13 protein-coding genes and 2 pseudogenes are annotated in these 22,533 nt (G+C 40.3%); 8 read left to right on the top strand and 7 right to left on the bottom strand.

Annotated features, from left to right (window positions below):
• Window positions 1-11: 11 nt before the first annotated feature.
• Window positions 12-2,977: pseudogene (gene secDF, locus QWY93_RS06415) on the top strand (protein translocase subunit SecDF).
• 165 nt (window positions 2,978-3,142) lie between these two features.
• Here secDF and hflC read toward each other — a convergent pair.
• From hflC to QWY93_RS06400, 3 genes are read right to left on the bottom strand one after another with little or no spacing between them, the layout of a single operon-like run.
• Window positions 3,143-4,081, bottom strand: coding sequence for a protease modulator HflC (hflC, locus tag QWY93_RS06410; RefSeq protein WP_290247342.1), 939 nt, complete (start codon window positions 4,079-4,081; stop codon window positions 3,143-3,145).
• Window positions 4,081-5,055 (bottom strand): FtsH protease activity modulator HflK, encoded by a 975-nt coding sequence (gene hflK / locus QWY93_RS06405; RefSeq protein ID WP_290247341.1) that lies wholly within the window; start codon window positions 5,053-5,055, stop codon window positions 4,081-4,083. Before hflK ends, hflC begins: the two co-directional genes overlap by 1 nt.
• Complete coding sequence (locus QWY93_RS06400) at window positions 5,045-5,743, bottom strand: cytochrome c oxidase subunit 3 (protein ID WP_290247340.1); 699 nt, start codon at window positions 5,741-5,743, stop codon at window positions 5,045-5,047. Before QWY93_RS06400 ends, hflK begins: the two co-directional genes overlap by 11 nt.
• Before the next feature lie 386 nt (window positions 5,744-6,129).
• On the opposite strand from QWY93_RS06400, the gene mfd reads away from it, so the two are divergent.
• From mfd to QWY93_RS06385, 3 genes are all read left to right on the top strand, one after another.
• On the top strand, window positions 6,130-9,480 hold the full coding sequence (gene mfd / locus QWY93_RS06395) for a transcription-repair coupling factor (protein WP_290247339.1): 3,351 nt from the start codon (window positions 6,130-6,132) through the stop codon (window positions 9,478-9,480).
• A 164-nt stretch (window positions 9,481-9,644) separates the two neighbouring features.
• On the top strand, window positions 9,645-10,874 hold the full coding sequence (gldJ, locus tag QWY93_RS06390) for a gliding motility lipoprotein GldJ (protein WP_290247338.1): 1,230 nt from the start codon (window positions 9,645-9,647) through the stop codon (window positions 10,872-10,874).
• A gap of 250 nt (window positions 10,875-11,124) precedes the next feature.
• Window positions 11,125-13,932 (top strand): YCF48-related protein, encoded by a 2,808-nt coding sequence (locus QWY93_RS06385; RefSeq protein WP_290247337.1) that lies wholly within the window; start codon window positions 11,125-11,127, stop codon window positions 13,930-13,932.
• A gap of 262 nt (window positions 13,933-14,194) precedes the next feature.
• Here QWY93_RS06385 and pafA read toward each other — a convergent pair whose 3' ends face one another.
• Window positions 14,195-15,820: an alkaline phosphatase PafA gene (gene pafA / locus QWY93_RS06380; RefSeq protein ID WP_290247336.1), complete on the bottom strand. Its 1,626-nt coding sequence runs from the start codon at window positions 15,818-15,820 to the stop codon at window positions 14,195-14,197.
• 198 nt (window positions 15,821-16,018) lie between these two features.
• Window positions 16,019-16,666, bottom strand: coding sequence for a carboxypeptidase-like regulatory domain-containing protein (locus QWY93_RS06375; RefSeq protein ID WP_435380191.1), 648 nt, complete (start codon window positions 16,664-16,666; stop codon window positions 16,019-16,021).
• Window positions 16,667-16,802: 136 nt separating this feature from the next.
• Here QWY93_RS06375 and QWY93_RS06370 point away from each other — a divergent pair, with 136 nt between their 5' ends.
• The 3 genes from QWY93_RS06370 to pruA all read left to right on the top strand — a co-directional run bounded on the left by QWY93_RS06370 (window position 16,803) and on the right by pruA (window position 19,610).
• The gene (locus QWY93_RS06370; protein WP_290247335.1) at window positions 16,803-17,183 is read left to right on the top strand and encodes an ArsR/SmtB family transcription factor; all 381 of its coding nucleotides are present in this window, start codon (window positions 16,803-16,805) and stop codon (window positions 17,181-17,183) included.
• Between the two features lie 15 nt (window positions 17,184-17,198).
• Entirely contained in the window at window positions 17,199-17,894 is a 696-nt protein-coding gene (locus QWY93_RS06365) for a YjjG family noncanonical pyrimidine nucleotidase (protein ID WP_290247334.1), read from the top strand.
• A gap of 81 nt (window positions 17,895-17,975) precedes the next feature.
• A complete protein-coding gene (pruA, locus tag QWY93_RS06360) occupies window positions 17,976-19,610 on the top strand; it encodes an L-glutamate gamma-semialdehyde dehydrogenase (protein ID WP_290247333.1) in 1,635 nt (544 codons plus the stop codon).
• 81 nt (window positions 19,611-19,691) lie between these two features.
• On the opposite strand, the pseudogene udk reads toward pruA, so the two are convergent.
• Both udk and QWY93_RS06350 read right to left on the bottom strand, forming a co-directional pair.
• Window positions 19,692-20,308, bottom strand: a pseudogene (udk, locus tag QWY93_RS06355) (uridine kinase).
• Window positions 20,309-20,346: 38 nt separating this feature from the next.
• On the bottom strand, window positions 20,347-20,925 hold the full coding sequence (locus QWY93_RS06350; protein ID WP_290247332.1) for a non-canonical purine NTP diphosphatase: 579 nt from the start codon (window positions 20,923-20,925) through the stop codon (window positions 20,347-20,349).
• Window positions 20,926-21,536: 611 nt separating this feature from the next.
• Between QWY93_RS06350 and QWY93_RS06345 the strand changes: the two genes are divergently transcribed.
• Window positions 21,537-22,109: an LOG family protein gene (locus QWY93_RS06345; RefSeq protein WP_290247331.1), complete on the top strand. Its 573-nt coding sequence runs from the start codon at window positions 21,537-21,539 to the stop codon at window positions 22,107-22,109.
• Window positions 22,110-22,533 lie beyond the last annotated feature (424 nt).

Below are 22,533 nucleotides of genomic sequence, written 5' to 3'. Positions count from 1 at the left end.
AATTAATAATCATGCAAAATAAAGGCCTCATTGTGTTTTTGACGGTGGTGGTAACAGCATTATGTCTTTACTATCTGTCATTTACCTATGTATCGAGTACAGTCCAAGAGGACGCAATTGCCTATGCCACAGATGAGGAAGGCAATGTGAATTTCGCTAAAAAACAATCTTATCTTGACTCCGTTTGGAGAGAGCCGGTATATAATTTCCTGGGAGCAGAATATACTTTTAAGGAAGTAAAAGAAACTGAACTTGGTCTTGGTTTGGACCTTCAGGGAGGAATGCACGTGACCTTGGCGGTATCCCCTGTGGAGATTGTCAAAGGTTTGGCAGGCAATCCTAAAAATGAACCTTTCAATGCCGCTGTAGAAGAAGCCGAGGAATTGGCCAAAACCAGTGATGAAAAGTTTGTGGACCTTTTTACCGTTCTTGGAAAGAAAAATCCGGGGGTGAACCATTGAACACCATTTATGCTACTGCAGCCAACCGGGGAAGAATTTCCTTGGAATCAACTGACAGCGAGATTTTGGAAATTATCGATAAGGAAGTTGAAAATGCCATTGAAAGATCTTTTAATATTCTTAGAACCCGTATAGATCGTTTTGGTACTTCCCAACCCAATATTCAACGTATCAAAGGTACTGGAAGAATTCAGATCGAACTTCCTGGAGTGGACAACCAAGAAAGGGTAAGGAACCTATTGCAAGGTGTAGCCAAACTTCAATTTTGGGAAGTAGCTGAATTCAATGAATTTGGAAATGTACTTCAAAGAATCAACTCTGTATTGGTTGCTGAAGCCCAATCCAAAAAAAGTACCCTGACTGTTGAAGCTGATACTACCTTGGCAGAAGGGGATACCACCCTAACTGATCTTGAAAAACAACTTGCCGAAGGTGGCGGAGAGGAAGATTCCCTTTCCAACCAGGTATCCCCACTTTTCTCATTGTTGAAAGCCAATTATGGATTGGTATATGAGGTGAAAGATACTATGGCCATCAACAATATCCTGGAAAGGGAAGATGTTCAATCCATGGTCCCAAGTGATCTTAAATTCTTGTGGTCAGTGAAACCTCAGGAAGCAGATGGAATGGAGCTTTTGGAACTTCATGCTATCAAAACGCCAAGAGGAGCAAATCAGGCTCCATTGGAAGGGGACGTAATTACCGATGCCCGTCAGGTGCTAGATCAGTCTTCCCGTCCGGCGGTAAGCATGCAAATGAATGCAGATGGTGCCAGACAATGGAGAAAATTAACCTCTGAAAATATAGGAAGAAGAATCGCGGTGGTTTTGGATGACTATGTTTATACCGCACCAAATGTTCAAGGGGAAATTCCAAACGGTCAATCAGAAATTACCGGGAACTTTACCATGACTGAAGCCAAAGACTTGGCCAATATTCTTAAGTCAGGGACTTTGCCTGCACCTACTAAAATTGTAGAGGAAGCGATCATTGGGCCAACTTTGGGTAAGGAAGCCCAAAGCCAGGGGATCAACTCTATGATTGCTGGTTTGGCCATAGTGGTGTTGTTTATGATGGCCTATTATGCCAAAGGTGGTTTTATTGCTACCGCAGCGCTTGTATTTAACATTTTCTTTATCCTGGGAATCTTAGCCCAATTGGGATCAGCTTTGACCTTGCCAGGTATTGCAGGTATTGTACTTACTATTGGTATGTCCATTGATGCCAATGTTTTGATATTTGAAAGGATCAAAGAGGAAATGGCAAATGGAGCTGGATTGCTTCAGGCCATCAGCAGTGGTTACAATAAAGCTTTCAGTGCCATTTTGGACTCCAATGTAACCACCTTCCTTACAGGTGCTATCCTTTTCTCCTTGGGCCAAGGGCCTGTGAAAGGCTTTGCCATTGTATTGATGATCGGTATTGCTTCTTCCTTCTTCTCAGCGGTATTTATTACCAGAGTGATTGTATATTGGCTGAGCAAAAGGGGAGATCAAAGCAAAATATCTTTTGCCACACCGTTCTCTAAAAATGTTCTTAGGAATATCAATTTTGACTTCCTTGGCAAAAGAAAGGTGGCCTATATCGTCTCTACTGCGATTATAGTTATTGGATTGGCAGTAGCGGCTACCAATGGTTTGAAATTCGGTGTTGATTTTACCGGTGGGCGTTCTTATATCGTAGAATTCACCCAACCTGTTGCAGCATCTGAATTGAAAACAGGCTTGGATAAAGAATTTGATGGATCCGTTGAGGCCAAAACTTATGGATCCAATAATGTCATTAAAGTGACCACTTCTTACCTGATCAATGAAGATTCTGACGAAGCTAACCGAGAAGTGGAAACAAAAGTGAAGGATGGTATTGCCAAAATTACAGGTTTGGAATTTATTGATGATGCCACCCAGTTAGATGATAGTTCATTTGCCATTACTGGTTCTTCAAAGGTTGGGGCAACCGTTGCTGATGACATTAAAAATTCCTCAATGGAAGCCATGTTCTTTGCCTTGGTGGTGATCTTCTTGTACATCCTTTTGAGATTCCGTAAATGGCAGTTCTCTTTGGCTTCCATCATAGCCCTGATACATGATACCTTATTTGTTTTGGCAGCTTTTGCCATCGCCAGTGCATTGGGAGCCACCTTTGAAATTGATCAGGTATTTATTGCCGCGGTGCTGACAGTGATCGGTTACTCCATCAATGATACTGTGATTGTATTTGACAGGATCCGGGAAAATGTGGCCACAAGAGGGACCTCTAAATTGGTGGAAATGTTCAACGATGCCATTAACCAGACCATGGCCAGGACTTTGATCACTTCTGCAACTACTCTTATCGTAGTTGTCGTGCTATTGATTTTTGGGGGTGAAGTATTGAGAGGGTTCTCCTTTGCTTTGTTGATAGGTGTCCTGATTGGTACCTACTCGTCGATTTATATTGCTACGCCAATTGTAGTTGATATGATGAAAAAAGAAATTGCTAAAGAAAATTCTGAAGAAGCTAAAAGGGTAGCTTAATCAGGTACCAATTATATAAAAAAAACCGCCCTGCATATTGTGGGGCGGTTTTTTTATGACTATTCAGCTTTTTTTTGAAGGAAATAAATCCCAGTTTAATTCGCAATTATTGGCCTTCTAATTGGAAGTAATATGGCCCAAAGATTCCATCAGGGTATCCTTCTGTTAATCCAGCTCATTCAGAAATTTGAAAAATTCACTATCTGAAGATAGGATGATCGTAGTATTTTCATCCAATGATTTTTCAAAACTTTCCATGGACCGAAGGAATTTATATAACTCCACTGATTGGCGGTTTTGGTTATAGGCCTCCGCATAGATCTCAGTGGCTTTCGCATCAGCCCGGCCCTTGATTTCCTCTGCTTTCCGGTATGCTTCTGACTGGATCTGGGCAAGATCTCTTTCCTTGTTACCCTGGATTATGCGGGCCTCTCCTTGTCCTTCAGAACGAAATTGGTCAGCAATCCTGTTTCTTTCACTTATCATCCTGTCATACACCCTGTCACGTACTTCGTTTACGTAATTCATCCTTTTAAATTTAAAGTCCAGGACACGAACACCCAGATCAGAAGTCCTTTCATTAGCCTTGGCCAAGACGATTTCCTCTATTCTTGGTCTGCCAACAGAAATCTCTTCTAACACTTCCAATTCCTCCATGAATTCTTCTGTTACTTCAGGGTCTCTATTTGTGGAACGAACAGCATCCAATAGATTGTGATTGGCAATGGCATTCCGGGTTTCCCCGTCCAGGATATCATCAAGCCTTGATTGAGCAGACCGTTCATCCCTAAGCCGGATAAAAAACTGAAGTGGATTGGTGATTTCCCATCTGGCATAAGTGTCCACAAAGATGAATTTTTTGTCTTTTGTGGTGATTTGGTTTCTGTCCCCGTCCCATTCAAGGTACCTTTTGTCAAAAAATTGAACCTTATGCAAAAAGGGAATTTTGAAATTTAGACCTGGGCTGGTCCGGGGTTCACCTACCGGTTTCCCAAATTGGGTGACGATGGCTTGTTGGGTTTCATCCAGGATAAAAATGCTTCCATTGATGGTAAGAATTGCAAGAATTCCCACTACGATATATATGATTATGCGCTTATTCATTATTTCTGACCTCCTTTCTTGTCCAGATTAAGTAAGGGTAAAACATTGTTACCTTGTTCACCCACGATGACTTTATTGCCTAGTTTTGGAAGAACTTTTTCCATGGTTTCCAGATAAATTCTCTGTTTGGTAACTTCCGGAGCTTTGATATATGATTTGAATACAGCATGAAAGCGGTTGGCTTCCCCTTTTGCTCTATTGACCCTGTTTAGGGCAAATGCCTCGGCCAGTTCAATGGTTTCCTGCGCTTCCCCTTTTGCCCTCGGGATGATACGGTTATAGTCTGCTTCAGCCTGGTTGATCAAGGTCTCCCTTTCCTGTTGGGCTTCATTGACCGCATTAAAAGAAGGTTTTACAGGATCTGGGGGGTTGACATCTTGTAACACCACCTGATCAATACGGATACCATTCTCATATTCATCGCATAGTTCTTGAAGGAGTTGTTTTACACTTGTTGCAATTTCCTGCCTGCCCACTGTCAGTACTTCATTTACGGTACGGTCTCCGACAATTTTCCGCATGGCTGCTTCAGACATGTCCCTAAGGGTTTTGTCGGCATTTCGTACTTTAAAAAGGTATTTGTAGGAATCATCAATACGGTATTGTACCACCCATTCCACGTCTGTAAGGTTGAGGTCGCCAGTAAGCATCATGGATTCGTCACGGTAGCCTTCTTTAGTGTAAGAACTCCGTTGACCGGCCTTTGTGGTCCTAAATCCAAATTCCTGTTTTAACTGCCTTTGCACGGGGATTTTATGCATCTTTTCAATTCCAAATGGTAAGATGAAATTCAAGCCTGGAGGAACAGTCCGGTTGTATTTGCCCAATTGGACCACAACTCCTTCTTCCTCCGGCCCCACTGTAAAAGTGGATGTAAAAGCTGCAATAACAATGATCAATCCCAACAGGATCTTTTTAATATACTTTTTGATCCAGTCAGGGTTAAGGTTGACCTCATAGTTTTTATTTGCCATAAAAGGTTTGGTTTAAAATGTGATAAATAAAATTTGAAAAAATTATTTGGATAAACATGGATTTAGGCGAAAAAAAACTAAAATGTAAACCAAAAGACAAAAAAAGTACCATCCAAACAGCGTCCATAAAATGCCAATAGGTAACAAATAGCTTGAATTTCATCTTAATAAAGGGATTTGTGAAAAGGATTAGGTCTTTTACTGGGTCTTTTACTGCTTTGTGAACCTCCACAATTAGCCAAATAGCATAGATCAATACACCAATTAGGTGGAAAATATGAATCCCTGTCAATACATAAAGATAACTTCCGGATGGTATTCCTGTAAAATTTAACCCCATCCGTGCCAATGCCCTCCATCCCAAAAATTGAAAAAAGGAAAACAATATCCCAAGAATAAAAGTGACCCAAAGGGATACTTCCAGGTACTTCATTTTATCTTTTTTATAGTACTTTACCATTCGCTCTACCACCAAGCTACTTGAAAGAATGAGTCCAGTGCTTATCCAAAATGAAAAGGGAATATGAAAGGCCTGATTGATATTATGGCCCCAGATGGCATACATATAGGCCAATGTGAGGAATAAAAAAATCAATCCGCTCCCTACCATTCCTAGATAAACCAAGGTTTGATAGGGATGTAACTTTTCCAATTTTTGGAACCAATTTTCTTTAATTTTTCTTTTCATCAACAATGTGGTTGAAATGTCCTGTTAAAATGGAGGATTTTCACCCTATGTGTAGGACTGGTTATCTTCTTAAGACGACATGAAGTAAATTAACGGTTTTCACTAAACTTAAAAATTGATAAGATCCAGTTTATTTGGGGAACTGGGGTACTGTCTAATTGGGAACTAACCAATTTGCAGACCATAACCGACTACTAGCCCTTACTCTTGGATTTGTAATACTATCGATTAAGTTGGGAATCAACTCTTCACGTGGAAACTATAATTTAAGATACCAATTTATTTTCAATTAGTTCACTTGGGAAATGCCTGTGAAAAAGCAGGTTTTTCCTAACTTGCAGGCTAATAGATTAGTAGCATTAATACAAAAAGAATTTATTACAATCTTGGATAAAAAAGCATTTCTGTCCCTTTACGAGGAAGATTCATTTATCAATACCTTTATCACCACTGTCCAATCCCATCCTGGAAATTCCTTTCAATTAAAGAAGGCCTCCGGAAGTTTGGATATGGTCTTGACCGCTGTTTTATCTAAAAAAGTAGGAGGCTTCCAGCTTATCCTTGCTCACGATAAGGAAGAAGCAGCTTACCTTGCGGGTGATTTACAGGAGTTGTTTGAGGATAAGGAGATTCTAATATTTCCCTCTTCCTATAAAAGGCCTTATCAATATGATGAGGTGGAAAATGCCAATGTACTTCTTAGGGCAGAAATTCTGAACAAAATTCTATCCAAAGAACCTGAGCAGGAAATCATTGTCACTTACCCTGAGGCCCTTTATGAAAAAGTAATCAATAAAAAATCCTTGTCAGACAATACGTTTTCTGCCAAGGTGGGAGAAAAAGTGGATACCGAGTTTATTGCGGAATTGCTTAGCACCTATGATTTTGAAAAAACAGATTTTGTATATGAACCGGGTCAGTTTGCCATACGGGGAGGGATCATAGATGTATTTAGTTATGCCAGTGAACAACCCTATAGGATAGAACTTTTTGGAAAGGAAATCGAAAGTATCCGGAGTTTTGACCCGGAAAGCCAACTATCCACTGACCAGTTAAAGCAAATCAGCATCATCCCGAATGTTCAAACAAGGTTGCTTCAGGAGGTGAGGCAATCTTTCCTGGATTTTCTCCCAGATCAAACCACCATTTGGATAAAGGATTTCCAACTTACCTTGGATGTGTTGGATAATTCCTTTCAAAAAGCAACCCAAAAGTTTGATCAAATTCTCGGGCAAACTGACAAAAACCCGCTTTTGATAAAGCCAAAAGACCTATTTGATGATGGTGATGCCTTTGCTGAAGCTATCCGGCGATTTACCAAGATTGAATTTGGAAACCAGTTTCATTTAAAAGGAGCCAAGGCATTTGACCTGGAAAGCAAGCCTCAACCCTCTTTCAATAAGAATTTTGACCTTTTGGTGGAAAATTTGGTTGAAAATGAGCGAAAGGGATTGCTAAATGTGATTTGTTCCGAAAGCGAAAAACAGATCGAAAGACTGCATAATATTTTTGAGGAATTAGACCCGACCCTGAAAGTGCAATCTTTGCTGATTAGTTTAAGGGAAGGTTTTATAGACCCTTCAGTCCGTATTGCCTGTTATACCGATCATCAAATATTTGAGCGTTTTCACCGGTACAAAACCCAAAAGAAGGCAAGCAAATCAAAAGCGCTAACCCTAAAGGAACTGAAAACCCTTCAGGCAGGTGATTATGTGGTCCATGTGGATTATGGGGTGGGAAGGTTTGCAGGGCTGGAAAAAGTGGAAATTAATGGCAATTTTCAGGAAGCGGTTCGGCTGGTGTTTAGGGATGATGATTTATTGTATGTCAACCTCCATGCGCTTCATAAAATATCCAAATATTCAGGCCAGGAAGGGACCATGCCCACCATGTCCAAGCTAGGCTCCCAGGAATGGGAAAACAAAAAGAAAAAGGTTAAAAGGAAGGTCAAGGATATTGCCAAAGATCTGATATCCCTTTATGCAAAAAGGAAAAATGCTTCCGGATATCAATATAATACAGATAGTGTCCTGCAAGTAGAGCTAGAAAGTTCTTTTATATATGAAGACACACCAGACCAAGCTACCGCCACCTATGATGTGAAAAATGATATGGAAAAGGCTTACCCTATGGACCGGTTGGTCTGCGGGGATGTGGGGTTTGGCAAAACAGAAGTGGCCATCAGGGCTGCCTTTAAGGCCATTAACGACCGAAAGCAGGTGGCGATCTTAGTGCCGACTACCATTTTGGCCATGCAGCATTACCGGACCATAAAGGAAAGGTTGAAGGATTTTCCTGTAAAAGTGGATTTTATCAATCGGTTCCGTTCCACCAAACAGGTTAAAACCATTGCTGAACAGGTTACTTCTGGCGAAATTGATATTTTGGTGGGAACCCACAGGATTGTCAATAAAGACATCAAATTCAAAGATCTGGGTTTATTGGTCATTGATGAGGAACAAAAATTTGGTGTTAAAGTTAAAGATCACCTCAAGGAGTTAAGGGTAAATGTTGATGTGCTGACCCTTACGGCCACGCCAATCCCCAGAACTCTCCATTTTTCTTTGATGGGGGCCAGAGACCTTTCAGTCATTGCGACACCTCCCCCCAATCGCCAACCAGTAACCACTGAAATTCACACCTTTAAAGAGGAGGTGATACGTGATGCAGTTGCCTATGAGTTACGCCGGGGAGGCCAGGTCTTTTTTGTTCATAACCGGGTGGGTGAAATTGACTCTATTGCCAATCTGATAATGCGTCTTGTCCCAGATGCCAGGGTGGTGGGTGCTCATGGGCAAATGGATGGAAAAAACCTGGAAAGGGTAATGATAAAATTTATTGAGGGGGAATATGATGTACTGGTTTCTACTAATATCATTGAATCAGGTCTGGATATTCCTAATGCCAATACCATTATCATCAACAGGGCCCATATGTTTGGACTGAGTGATCTTCACCAAATGCGTGGCCGTGTTGGCAGGAGTAATAAAAAGGCATTTTGTTATTTGTTGACCTCACCCATGTCTGTTTTAACCCCTGAGGCAAGAAAAAGGCTTCAAACTTTGGAAGAGTTTTCTGAATTGGGTGATGGTTTTAAGGTGGCCATGCGAGACCTTGATATCCGTGGTGCCGGAAATATGCTCGGTGCCGAACAAAGCGGCTTTATTACCGATCTAGGCTTTGATATGTACCATAAAATCCTTGATGAGGCCGTGCAGGAGTTGAAGGAAAATGAATTTGCGGCATTATTTGAAGAGGATCTTAAAGAAAAAGTGGAGATTCTGGTTCAGGATTGTGTGATAGAAACAGATATGGAATTATTGATTCCTGAGGATTATGTCACTAACATTTCAGAAAGGCTGAGCCTATATTCTAAACTGGACAATATCAAAACTGAAGAGGAGCTTGAAAAATTTGCCTTGTCAATCAAGGACCGTTTTGGGCCCATTCCAGATGTGGTCGATTCCCTTTTTGAAACCGTAAGGCTAAGGTGGATGGCCGAAAAATTGGGCTTCGAAAAATTGGTGCTGAAAAATAATTTGATGAAATGTTACTTTGTTCCCAGTACTAGGGAAAGTTATTTTAAATCTGATATTTTCGGGAATATTCTTCGGTACATTCAAACTCAGCCAAAAAAATGTAAAATAAAAGAGCATAAAAACCGTTTAATTCTTACAATAAGCGGGGTGAAAACGGTCAATATTGCCAAGAAATGGTTAAATGAAATGAAAAGTTAAAGTGGATATATAGCAAAAGTCAATATTTTTTGAGATATTATTCATGAGGAAATGACCAAAAACCGTTTTACATTACATAAGGAATATGAGAATGTATTGTATTAAGTCATTAATGATTATATATTAGCATAATATTTTAGATTAGGGCAAAAATCGATTGTCACATGGTGTTTGGAAAAAAGAATTTTAACCTTGTTATCGTAGCACTGGCAGTGCTTTCGATGATTTTATTGGATTCCTGTGCTAAAAAGAACGGACCAACATATGGGAGAAGGACTGCAGGGGATCCTGGAAAGGTAAGTGCTTCCACTGGAGCAGAATTTAATTTCGATTTAGAGGATACCACCCAGTTTACCGTGGTTAAATTAAAAGACCAAGTGGTTGGACCTAAATTAAAATATATTCAGGGAGGCAGGGCCGTTATTGGTACCCAAGAGGAAGATGTAATGGCATTTAGAGACAATGCCGAAAGGACAGTGACAATTGCTTCCTTTTATATGGATGAAACGGAGGTTACCAATGTGGATTACAAGGAGTTTCTTTTCAATATGAAAAAAAGGGTAAGCACGGATTCCCTCAATAATTTGGAACCCGATGAAGAGGTTTGGTCCGAGGCTTTGTCCTATAATGATGTTTATGCCACTTACTATTTTAGGCATCCTGGCTTTAACTTTTATCCTGTAGCTGGAGTAAGTTGGGTACAAGCCAATGCATATGCCAAGTGGAGGACCATTTATGTAAACGAATTATACCGGAAAGAAAATGAGTTGGATTCAGCCATGAGCAGAACTCAACTTATTGAGCGCGGTGTGGTATTGCCCAGCTACCGCTTGCCTAATGAGGCAGAGTGGGAATATGCAGCAAAAGCCATGATAGGAACCCAGTATTTGGATGAAAACCAAGAGTTTGGTAGAATATATCCATGGGATGGAAGAGGCGTAAGAAACCCATATGATGTTAAAAGGAAGTCCCGCCAGGGAGATTTTTTAGCCAACTTCAAACGAGGAAGGGGTGACTATGCTGGTATTTCCGGAGGTATCACCAATGATGGTGAAATCATCCCTACTAATGTTTACGAATTTCCTCCCAATGATTTTGGGCTGTATAGTATGGCTGGAAATATGAATGAATGGGTGGAAGATGTTTATCGTCCCCTTTCGTACCAGGATTTTGAAGATTTGAACCCATTGAGGAGAGATGGAACCTTAGATGATGCATCCAACTATGGTACTACTCTAATTGATAATAATTACAGGGTTTACAAAGGAGGATCCTGGAGAGATGTTGCCTATTGGCTTTCTCCTGGTACTAGGAGATTTATGCATCAGGATTCAGCCACAAACCATATCGGATTCCGTTGCGCAATGATTTCCGTGGGTGCAAAAGACCGGTAAAAAAGAAAACGTTAACATTATTTAAAAGGAGGCTTAGAGGCCTCTTTTTTTTATCCTACCCTGCCAGGAAAGGGGAATGCCCCAGTTTAGATGGGATGATTACTGCAAACCGTAAAAAATGGACTGCATTTTAGTAGGTTTTTTATCAAGCTTATAAAATTAGTCCTATTTTATTTCTATCAATCTCCTTTTTATAATCCCATAAAATTTTATTTTTGTACTACAGCGCTTGTTATATTTCAATCTTCCTATGAAAAGAATACTACTTTTATTTTTTTTGATAGCCTTCATTTTTCAAACTGCTTTTTCCCAATCCTGGAGGAGAATAGGAAGCTGGGGGAATGATTTTGAAGATATCCATTGGGTAAATGAAGAAACTGCCTTCCTAGCAGGGGAAGAGATTATTTTAAAAACCATTGATGGAGGCTTAAGCTGGACGGAGCAAAAATCCCCCATAAAAAACCATATGTTAAGCTTGGACTTTTTTGATGAAGACATGGGGTTAATTGTAGGAGAAAATGGTAAAATATTTAAGACAGAAAATGGAGGACAGGATTGGGAGTTAATATCCTTACCAACCCCATCCGCTTTAATTAATGTTCAGATTTTATCCCAAGAAACTGTGGTAATTAGTGCTGAGGAGGGCTTGATTTTTCTTTCTGAAGATGGAGGCCTTTCCTGGACGCTTTCTACTAGTGGGACACAGGCAGATTTAAATGGATTATATTTTATCAATGCCGATTCAGGATATGTGGCAAGTTCTGATGCAGAAATTTTGAAAACTGTTGATGGGGGTGAAAGCTGGTCTGCACTTCCCCAGAACTTTCAATCTCCATTGTATGATATTTATTTTACTGATGACACAACAGGATATGCCGTAGGTGACGGGGGATTGATTATTAAGACCATTAATGCGGGAGAAGATTGGACTTTTATCCAAAGTGGAACCGAAATAGATTATAGGAGGGTGGTGTTTAGTAAATTAAATTCCGATTTAGGGATAGTAGGAGGTGTCAATGGTACCATGCTCCGCACTACCAATGGTGGGCTTACCTTTTCAGAAGTAAACAGTAGAACCAATCAAGATATAAATTCCATCAGGTTTAAGCTTTTGGGCAGTGATATTTATGCGGTGGCCAATTCGGGAGTTTTAATTTCCTCAGGTAATTCAGGAGGGGGATGGTCACCAAGAATGTCCGGTAGAAATAATGACTTTAACGCCATCCAATTCTCTAATGAATCCAGAGGGTATCTTATCGGGGATAATGGCCTCATTTTATTGACCGGCAATGGGGGAGCTTCTTTTACAGATCGCTCCAGGCCACTTTCATTGCCCTTCCATGCTTTGGATTTTGTTTCTGGGGCCTTTGGTTATGTAGCCGGGGATAATGGCACTATCTTAAACACTACTAATTCCGGTGGATCCTGGACCGCATTAAATCCCGGTACAGAAAATCATCTCTATGGGGTACATTTTTTTGATGCAAACCAAGGATATATAGTAGGGGAGCAGGGATATATGTCCAAAACCAGTAACCGGGGGGTAAACTGGGAACAAGTTGATGTGAACAGTGGTCTTGGAGATTTTGGAGATATAGATTTTTTTAATGCGGATACCGGCTTGGTGGCAGGGCAGGCAGGGAAAATTCTCAGGACGGTTGATCAGGAAAATTGGGTCACCCTGGATTTGGGTACTTCTCAAGATTTGATGGATTTGGCCATTTTGGATGATACGACTGCCATTGTAGTGGGAAAACAGGGGTTAGCATTTAAAACCACGGATGCAGGATCGACTTGGGGAGCTGTTGATATACCTTCAGGTGAAAACCTGTATGCGGTGGAGTTCCTGGATGAATCCGTTGGCTTTATTGCAGGGGCGAATGGTTTGATGTTGCAAACCAAAGATAAAGGAGAAACTTGGGAAGTTAATTCCACGGGTACATTTCAGGATTTTAGAAGTATCAGTTTTGGGGATCTGAATAAAGGTTATGCTGCTGGTGAAAATGGGACTTTTTATGAATATAGTTGTTTGGTGCCCTTAGAGCCCAGTACCATCTTTGGGGAGGATAATATTTGCTTAAGTCAACAAATTTATTCAGTTCAAGATGACCTGGATCCTGATGTGGTATATGAATGGCGTGTTGATGGGGGAACCATTTTGGAAGGTCAGGGAACCAACAGAGTGGTCGTAAGGTGGGATACACCTGGTAGAAATGCAGTATTGGTCAGGGGGCAAAATGAATGCGGTAATGGCCCTACCACTGGTCTTGAGGTTTTGGTTTCCACTTCTCCGCAAGCCATTACAGAAATAATTGGAGAAGGGGTTTCTTGCATGAATAGTCTAGGGGCATATGAAGTAGAGGAGGTCGATGGTACAGAATATATCTGGGAAGTTACTGGAGGGGTCATTCAGGAAGGGCAAGGATTGTCCAGTGTTTTGGTGGATTGGACTGAAACAGGCACGCAATATATAAAGGTCCGACCACGAAATGCCTGCGGCCAAGGAGTAGTTTATCAAAAGACGGTTCAAGTGAGTCAAGCACCACAGCAACCCAAGCCAATTAATGGTTCAGCAATAGTAGGGCTTACCGAAGAGGAATACCAAGTGCCGGAGGTACCTGGGATCAATTATCAATGGAGTACTGGTGGTGGAGGAGTTATTGCCTCTGGCCAGGGGACCGCAAATGTTATGGTTCAATGGGAAAATGAGGGAGATTTTGTGCTTACAGTTACCCCTATGAATGAATGCAATGAAGGTCCAGGGGAATCCATGGAGGTGAATGTAAATCTAATTACAGATTTGAATAATGAAGAAAGTGGACAAAAAAATATTCAAGTTTTTCCAAATCCTTCAGATGGAGATATCCATCTTCAGCTTGAAGGTCTGTCCCCTGTGTTAACACTGACGATTATTAATACTTTGGGGCAAAAAATTAGGGAAATTGAGCCTAAAAAGGGTGTATTTGAGTTTGAGATCAAAGATTTGCCTCCTGGAATTCACTATATATGGATCCAGACAAGGACTGGAAAATATGTGGAAAAGGTGTGGATAAGATGATTTTAATAAATTATAGTTTTCCCGAAGCCAGGTAAGTGTAGCCTATTCCTAAAATTTAACCGAAAAAAATCAGTTGCAAAGGGATGAATGGGTGAATTCGAAATGATGAATTAACGTCTAATTACTAATTCATCATTTCGAATATTAAAATAAATTTTATTAATGGTTTTGGATTCCAATTTTACACTTCACTAAATCCTTATTAAAGGGATTTTTTCCAAATAAGTAACTCAATTCATCACCATTATTCTTTTGAATAAGTTTAATCCAGTACTTCCAAGATAGGTTGGCCTGTGGCCCCATTTGGAAGCCTGATATTCAATAACATGGATAAGGTTGGAGCAATATCGGTAATGGTGCAATAACGGGCAGAATGTCCATTTTTGACTTTCCATCCATAAAAGAGTATTGGAACATGCGTGTCGTAAGTGTATCCGCTTCCATGTGAAGTGCCCCGGTAGGAGTTGCTTAACCAGGCAGGTTCAAGAGCGATCAGGATATCTCCAGAGGATTTATGGTTAAACCCCATTTGCAAGAGATGTTTTCTACCAAAGGTATATTCCATTTTCTTCATTTCGGAAGCCGTGTAGGTTTCTTTGACTCCTTCAAATCTTAAAACAAAGTCCGCCACTTCCCTTTGGATTTTTTTCAGGTCCATTTCTTTTTCCCTAATCAAAGGTCTGTTTAGAAAAATTTGTTCATTTGAGATATTGAGGATCCAGTTACCCTCTCCATAATGGTTTTGCACAAATCCCTTTAACTGGGTTTGTGCAAAGCGGCTGTTAAAACTTCCCGATGGAATGTTTTCACTTTCCATATAACCCACTATATCAGCCACGCCATGGTCAGCTGTAAGAAAAAGCAAGTAATTATCCTTTCCGTAATTTTCATCCAAATAGGTAAAGAACTTTTCCAGATCCCGGTCTAACCTTAAATAGGTATCTTCCAATTCCACAGAACTTGGACCAAAGCGGTGTCCTACATAATCGGTGGAGGAAAAGCTCAAAGCCAAAAAGTCTGTACTTTCTCCATTTCCAAGATTTTCTCCTTCCAAGGTTGCATAAGTCATATCCAAGGTCAGGGTATTGCCAAAGGGGGTAGCTGCAATTAGGCCTATTCCTCCGTTTTTGTCCTGTAATTCTGAAAGATTATAGGGGAAATCGGTGGTTTCTTTTCCATTAAAAGGTGCTTCAAAATCATTTATGTCCGAAATACTTTGGCGGTAGGTTGCCACAGGAAAAAGGGTTTCCCATTGCTTAGACAAATATTTTGAGGGTAATTTCTGTTGATTAAATTGAATTAGCCATTCAGGTAATTTTTCCCGGTAATAATTGGAAGTCATAAATTCCCCTGTTTCCTTATCCAACCAATAAGCTTGGCCCATATGACCTGCAGGAAGTGCAGCTCCCCGGTCTTTGATGGCAATGCCAACAACTTTTGAACTTTTGTTGGTGGACAACATCAATTCATCCGTAATCGTAGTTGTCAGTAAATTTCTGGGAGAAATTTTACCATTTTCCTCGGTTCCTCCCACTGCCGATACTGTACTGTCTGAAGCGCAGTAAATGGTTTTTCCAAGTTTTTTGGAATACCAATTGTTGGCAATTATCCCGTGATTGGCCGGGGTGGTTCCAGTATAAATTGAAGAATGACCTGGGCCAGTATAGGTGGGGATATAGTTATAATGCGCGTTTTTCATCATATACCCTTCTTGCATTAACCTTTTAAACCCTCCATCTACAAAGCGATCATAATATTTAAAAAGGTATTCCTGGCGCATTTGATCCACTACAATTCCAATGACCAATTTGGGTTTTTCCTGCTGTTGGGCAAAAAGCAGGGTGCTGTTTATAAAAAGAAGGAGCACCACTGAAAGGGATTTTCTCATTACTATTTGGTTTAATTTGTTGTGGACAAATATATAAAACCCACCTCGATTCGATATGAACCGAAAATTAAGTGTTGCCTATTGGTAAAGGGTAGGATTCAATTTTTGAAAGATTGATTAATGTGGAGAAGATATATTGCCACTAAAGGTTAATAAACATATCCAATTGGAAGTTAGTCACTAAACCTTATTATTTGCTTAATCGTCATTACTTAGATCTCCGCCCTTAATGGACTTGATGAATTTAGCCCAGGCAAATGGGTTAAGTAATGGGAAGGATCTTGGGCCATAACGGTCCTGGATTTGTTGCATTTGGCCGCTCTGGAAGCTCCGGAAATTTTCATAACTAGAGGCAGGCATTTCTTCAGCCCATTTTAGGAGTAATGTGGGGCTTAAGCTTTCTTTATCCAAAGGCATTTCTTCCACATTCATGGCCAAAACAGCCCTTTTAAATTCTTCTTCTGTCGGATAAGGCATTACTTCCACCTCGCTAAGGGCTATTTCATCCTCCACCATGGTCAGAATTAAGCTAATTTTATCCCCCTTTGGGTCATCTGGGACAATTAAGCTTTGTTTTTTCAGGCCAACAAAACTGAAGACAACGCTATCTCCTGGAACTACCGGCAATGAAAAATAACCGAATTGATTGGAACTGGTTCCTCTTCTTTTTTTTGGAACATATACGTTAACTCCCGAAATGGCATTGGTACTGTCGGCGTTCAGAATTATACCGGACAGCTGCACAACTTTTGGTTCTTGAGTTTCTTGTGCCATGGCCTGTTTCCCTCCGAGGACAAACAGGATTATCACCAAAAATAAAGTCAAGTGTGGGCTCCGGTTTTTCAAAATCTTCCTTTTTAATGACTAACGACCATTGAAGTTAATGGGTTTAGTCTTTCAATTCAAATTCAAACGCTATAATAGGTTATTTTCCCTGTATTTTCTTAATTTGACAACAGGTTTGTTCGTTAAAAGTTATTAAATGCGCCTTAAAAATATAAGTTTAAGTTATGGAATGCGGGTTTTTAAGGCCCTTTCTGAAGAACCGCGCGTCCGGATTATTCACCTTTTGATTCAAAATAAAGAGTTGTGCATTTCCGATCTGGAGCATATCCTGGATTTTACCCAAACCAAAACCAGTCGCCATCTGGCCTACCTTAAAAATGCCGGTTTGGTGGGTAGCCACAGGGTGGACCAATGGACTTTCTACTATATTTTGGATGAGGCCATCGATATTATTGGTCAAATATTTAAGTTTATTCAGAAAGATGCCAACTTGATCCATGACCAGGAAATTTATGAGATTTTAAGGTCCAACCGAGAACTTGCCATCAATAAAATTGAAAACAATCCCTACAGATAAATAGTACCACCCGTTTTGAAAAAGTACCGACACCTCTTCTTTGATTTGGATCATACCCTTTGGGATTATAACCGAAATGTACAGGAATCCCTTGCGGAGCTTTATGAAATTTATGCTTTGTTGGAACTAGGGGTTGCCTCAAAATTGGAATTTTACAAGGCTTTTTCACATGTAAATGATGGTTTGTGGGAAAACTTTAATAAAGGGAAGATTGATAAATCCACCTTAAGGAAGGTAAGGTTTAAAATGATATTTGAATTATTAGGACTTGAAAAAATCACAGTACCTAAAGAAATGGAGGCTGATTTTCTCCATCGAACATCTACTAAACCCCATTTATTTCCACATTCCAAGGAGATTTTGGCTTATTTGCAGGCCAAATACGAACTCCATATTATCACCAATGGCTTCAATGAAAGCCAATCCCTTAAATTAAATTCTTCCGGGTTAACCTCCTTTTTTGATTTGGTGGTAACAGCTGAAACAACTGGGCACAAAAAACCTGACAAAAGAATATTTGAATTTGCCATTAGTCGCTTGGGGACTCAAGCAGGGGAATGCCTCATGATAGGAGATAATCCCTCTTCAGATATTCTAGGGGCCAAAAATGCGCAGATCGATCAAGTGTTTTTTAATCCGAGAAATAGGGATTGTGATCCAGAGCCCACCTATACGATTACAGAATTAAAAGAACTGGAATATTTATTATGATTTGCCTTTCCTGACTTGAAATGAGGAATTCCCGTGGGAGTTTTTATATTTGTGTAGGACAGAATAAAAACTCAAACGCTTATGCTCAAAGGTTTCTTTAACGTACCGGAACCCAAAAATGAACCGGTAAATAGCTATGCTCCAGGCACTCCTGAACGTGCCTCGCTGCAAGCAGCTCTCAAAGCTGCCCGTGCAAAGGAAGTGGATGTTCCCATGTATATTGGCAGTGAGGAAGTAAGGACAGGAAATAAAAAACCACTGTCCCCTCCTCATGACCACCAACATATTTTGGGATACTTTCATGAGGGAGATGCCTCCCATGTTGAGCAAGCCATCAATGCAGCCTTGGGTGCTAAAGAGGCTTGGGAATGCATGGAATGGGAACAAAGGGCTGCGGTATTTCTAAAAGCAGCCGATTTAATTGCAGGACCTTACAGGGATAAGATGAATGCTGCCACCATGTTGGGGCAGTCCAAAAATCCATTTCAGGCGGAAATTGATTCTGCCTGTGAGATAGTGGATTTTCTGAGGTTCAATGTAAAATACATGACTAATATTTATGAAGAACAACCTCCCATCTCCGGGAATGGGGTTTGGAACAGGACAGAACAGCGTCCCTTGGAGGGATTTGTTTTTGCCCTAACCCCATTTAATTTTACGGCCATTGCAGGAAATCTGCCTACTGCCCCTGCCATGATGGGGAATACAGTAGTATGGAAACCGGCTTATTCCCAAATTTATGCAGCCAATGTATTAATGGAAGTATTCCGGGAAGCAGGAGTGCCTGATGGGGTGATCAACCTAATTTATGTGGATGGACCTGTTACGGGAGAAGTGATTTTCAAACATCCGGAATTTGCGGGAATCCACTTTACAGGCTCCACTGCAGTATTCCAAACCATTTGGAAATCCATCGGGGAAAATATTGAGACCTATAAATCCTACCCTAGAATTGTAGGGGAAACAGGTGGCAAGGACTTTGTCATTGCTCACAAATCTGCAGATCCCAAACAAGTGGCTACGGCCTTGTTAAGGGGAGCTTTTGAATTCCAAGGACAAAAATGTTCTGCTGTTTCCAGGGCTTATATGCCTGCCAATATTTGGGAAGATGTCAAAAAATACCTGCTGGAAGATTTGAAAACGGTCAAAATGGGTGGTCCGGAAGATTTTACCAATTTCTTCAATGCGGTAATTGATGAAAAGGCTTTTGATAAAATTTCCAAGTATATTGATAATGCCAAGGAGGCTCCAGAAGTGGAATTGATAGCTGGGGGAAATTATGATAAAAGTAAAGGCTATTTCATTGAACCTACCGTTTTTGTCACCCAGGATCCCATGTACACCACCATGTGTGAAGAGATCTTTGGTCCGGTGCTTACCATATATGTTTATCATGAAGAGCAATTTGAAACTGCTTTGGAATTGGTGGATAAAACTTCACCATACGGGCTTACCGGTGCTATCTTTTCTCATGACCGGTATGCTGCTGAACTGGCCACCAAAAAGTTGAGGAATGCTGCCGGAAACTTCTATATCAATGACAAGCCCACCGGGGCCGTGGTAGGTCAACAGCCGTTTGGGGGAGCCAGAAAATCAGGCACCAATGACAAAGCTGGTGCAATGATCAATCTCCTCAGATGGGTCTCTCCGAGGACTATTAAGGAGACCTTTGTTACTGCTACCGATTACCGGTATCCATTTATGGGTGAGGATTAAAAAAGAGTTTGTTTTCATTTATTAAAGCCATCCAAAATACTGGATGGCTTTTTTGTATCTAAATCAAAGTGAAGAAGGCAGCTAAACTATTTTGGATTTCAAATAGGTTTTTACCAATTCAAGGGCTTTTTCAAAATCATCATTATTGGGGATGATCAAGTCAGCATCATGCTTAAATGGCTCAATGTATTTTTCGTAATTGGGCATGACATGGTTTTCGTATCGATAAAGCACATCATCCAAATCATAACCCCTTTCCACTTTGTCCCTTACAATTCTTCTTTTGAGTTTAATATAATCTTTGGCATCAATAAACACTTTTAAGTCCAGTAGTTTGGCCAATTCAGGATAATAAAGCACAAAAATGCCTTCCACCACCACAACCGGAGCAGGCTTAAAGGTCAGAATTTTAGGGGTGGCTTTGGGATTGTTAAAGGTGTATTCTTGCCGGAAAACCTGTTCCCCTTGCCTGATTTTTAAAATATCAGCGGAATACTGGTCAAAATCAATCGAGTAGGGGGTGTCAAAATTAGGGATACCATGTTCGTCAACAGGCTGTTGGTCCTTTGGTTTATAGTAATTATCCTGTGAGATCAGGCATACCTCTTCCGGGTCAAAAGCCTGCAGCAATTGATCCAAAAAAGGGTTTTCCCGGAAGCACTTCCTCCTGTGATTCCTACAATAAAGGGTTGGTTCATGGCATTATGTTGTTAGAAAAAGCCTTAGTTGGCTAATATTAACGGAAGCTGTTCAAATAGTCTACCAGCTTGCGTACAGCTTTACCCCGGTGGCTGATGGCATTTTTCTCTTCCATAGACAATTCTGCAAAAGTTCGGTTTCTCCCTTCAGGCAAAAACACCGGATCATATCCAAATCCTCCTTCACCGGATTTTTGAAGAGTGATTTCCCCTTTGGCAATCCCCACAAACTGGTGTTCCCTGCCCGATAAGATTAGGGCAATTACCGTTTTGAATTGGGCTTTTCGGTTTACCTTTCCCTTTAAATTCTCTAATAGCAATTCAACATTCCGGGCATCGCTTCGGGGTTCCCCAGCATACCTCCCTGAATATACCCCTGGAGCTCCATTTAGTGCTTCTACTTCCAAGCCTGTATCATCTGCAAAGCAGCTTACCTGATAGTTTTCATATACATATCTCGCTTTTTCGAAGGCATTATGTTCCAGGGTATCACCGGTTTCTGGCAATTCCTCCTCACAACCGATTTCCTTAAGAGAAACTATTTCAAATTCCTGCCCCAAAGCGGCTTGAACTTCTTCCAGCTTCTTGGGATTATTGGTGGCAAAACAAATTTTCATAGATCAAAAATAAGTAAAATTTTTTGGGGAATTGGAATTCCATTTAATGCCTTCTGATTATTTAAATTCCTGCAAGTAATTTCGTGATAGTTCAACCGTTAACGGTTGTGTGGACATTGCAATTCAAGGCTCACTGGATGCAACCCCAGGATTATTTTGTTGAAGGCTTAAAAGGCTTCCAGCAGTAATTCTGGCAATTTGTTTTGAATTAATTCTCAATCAGATTATTCGCTTTTTATTTAGATGGATAAAATTATTTAAATAGAAGAGTTAAATCAAATTCCCGCCCACTTGTTGATCAAAGGTGGATTCCTGAAAACTTGCCGCTGAAGCGGATCCCTGACTTTTTATTGAATATTTATGTTACCAGCACAATTGCGGAAATATTAGGCTTTATGCTTGAAAATTAATAAGGAGCTGTGGTTGGCCAAATATTAAAATTTCTATTCATGGCCCCTCCTTAAGCTAGGTTTTTAAACTTTACGGAAATTGTTTTTTTATCTTCCATGAGCGGTTACTTAATTCTTTTTTTTCTAATAACCCCCAAGTCTTTGTGAACCTGAAATTTTTTTTGTTCTTCGTAAAAGGTAAGGTTAGTTAATTGATTCAAAATGAAAAAAATCACCATTTATTGTGGGTCCCAAAAGGGAAAGAACCCTGTTTATGAAGAAGGCGCCATCCGGTTGGCTGAAGAAATGATTCGTAGAAAAATGGATTTGGTGTATGGTGCAGGTAAAGTAGGCCTGATGGGGGTAATGGCCAATCAAATGTTGGAGGTAGGTAGAAAAGTGTATGGCATCATTCCCCAAAAATTAGTAGATATTGAGGTTGCACACCATGGATGCTCTGAATTAACTGTGGTAGAGACCATGCGAGACAGGAAATGGCTTATGGCAGAACGGGGAGATGGATTTATTGCTATGCCTGGAGGAATTGGGACTCTGGAAGAGTTATTTGAAATAATGACCCTCAATCAGTTGGCCTATATCCAAAAACCTTTGGCCCTCTATAATGTGGCGGGATATTACGATAAATTGGTGGATTTTCTGGATTTTGCTGCTGGAGAAGGGTTTATCAAAAAATATCAGAGGGATCTATTGATCATTTCTAATGATCCAGGAGTTCTGTTGGATAAAATGGCCGCCTATGAGCCAAAATTAGAACCAGATTGGGGGAAAGGATAATAACCAATATTCCCCGGAATAATAATTACCGGAATTAATTTGTTTTTTGGACCTACTCCTCATTACATTTTTCGTGGTTCTGCTGACGGAGTTGGAATTTGTGATGACCTGATTAACCAAACTTTGCCTACTGATTCAAATGAATTGAATGAGGAAGAAAAGTTAACCGAGGATTATTTGAGAAGTGATATGGTAAATTAAGCTATTCCACAATTGCGGACCTGGAAAACTCATTCGGTAAGTTTTAGGGGATATGTGTCTTTTGTTAGTGAGGTAATTAGCTGATTATTAAAACGGAAAACTGAGATGTTTTATTTATAATGTAAATTCTGATTTGTTAATTAAAAAGGTTTTTTAGTGAAAAAACTGTAAAAAATAAATTTATTTGTTATGATATTTGTAACGTAAGTAAAGCTGTATTACA

Origin of the sequence: Echinicola jeungdonensis (assembly GCF_030409905.1) — a bacterium.
GTDB classification, from domain to species: Bacteria; Bacteroidota; Bacteroidia; order Cytophagales; family Cyclobacteriaceae; genus Echinicola; species Echinicola jeungdonensis.
Note: the sequence above shows the minus strand (reverse complement) of the source record. Positions and strands in the feature narration are given on the sequence as shown.

What these genes read in the sequence shown, in the direction of transcription:
- hflC (WP_290247342.1), bottom strand. Translation starts at nt 4,081, where the DNA reads ATGAATAAGCGCATAATCATATATATCGTAGTGGGAATTCTTGCAATT.
- hflK (WP_290247341.1), bottom strand. Translation starts at nt 5,055, where the DNA reads ATGGCAAATAAAAACTATGAGGTCAACCTTAACCCTGACTGGATCAAA.
- QWY93_RS06400 (WP_290247340.1), bottom strand. Translation starts at nt 5,743, where the DNA reads ATGAAAAGAAAAATTAAAGAAAATTGGTTCCAAAAATTGGAAAAGTTA.
- gldJ (WP_290247338.1), top strand. Translation starts at nt 9,645, where the DNA reads ATGGTGTTTGGAAAAAAGAATTTTAACCTTGTTATCGTAGCACTGGCA.
- QWY93_RS06385 (WP_290247337.1), top strand. Translation starts at nt 11,125, where the DNA reads ATGAAAAGAATACTACTTTTATTTTTTTTGATAGCCTTCATTTTTCAA.
- pafA (WP_290247336.1), bottom strand. Translation starts at nt 15,820, where the DNA reads ATGAGAAAATCCCTTTCAGTGGTGCTCCTTCTTTTTATAAACAGCACC.
- QWY93_RS06370 (WP_290247335.1), top strand. Translation starts at nt 16,803, where the DNA reads ATGCGCCTTAAAAATATAAGTTTAAGTTATGGAATGCGGGTTTTTAAG.
- pruA (WP_290247333.1), top strand. Translation starts at nt 17,976, where the DNA reads ATGCTCAAAGGTTTCTTTAACGTACCGGAACCCAAAAATGAACCGGTA.
- QWY93_RS06350 (WP_290247332.1), bottom strand. Translation starts at nt 20,925, where the DNA reads ATGAAAATTTGTTTTGCCACCAATAATCCCAAGAAGCTGGAAGAAGTT.
- QWY93_RS06345 (WP_290247331.1), top strand. Translation starts at nt 21,537, where the DNA reads ATGAAAAAAATCACCATTTATTGTGGGTCCCAAAAGGGAAAGAACCCT.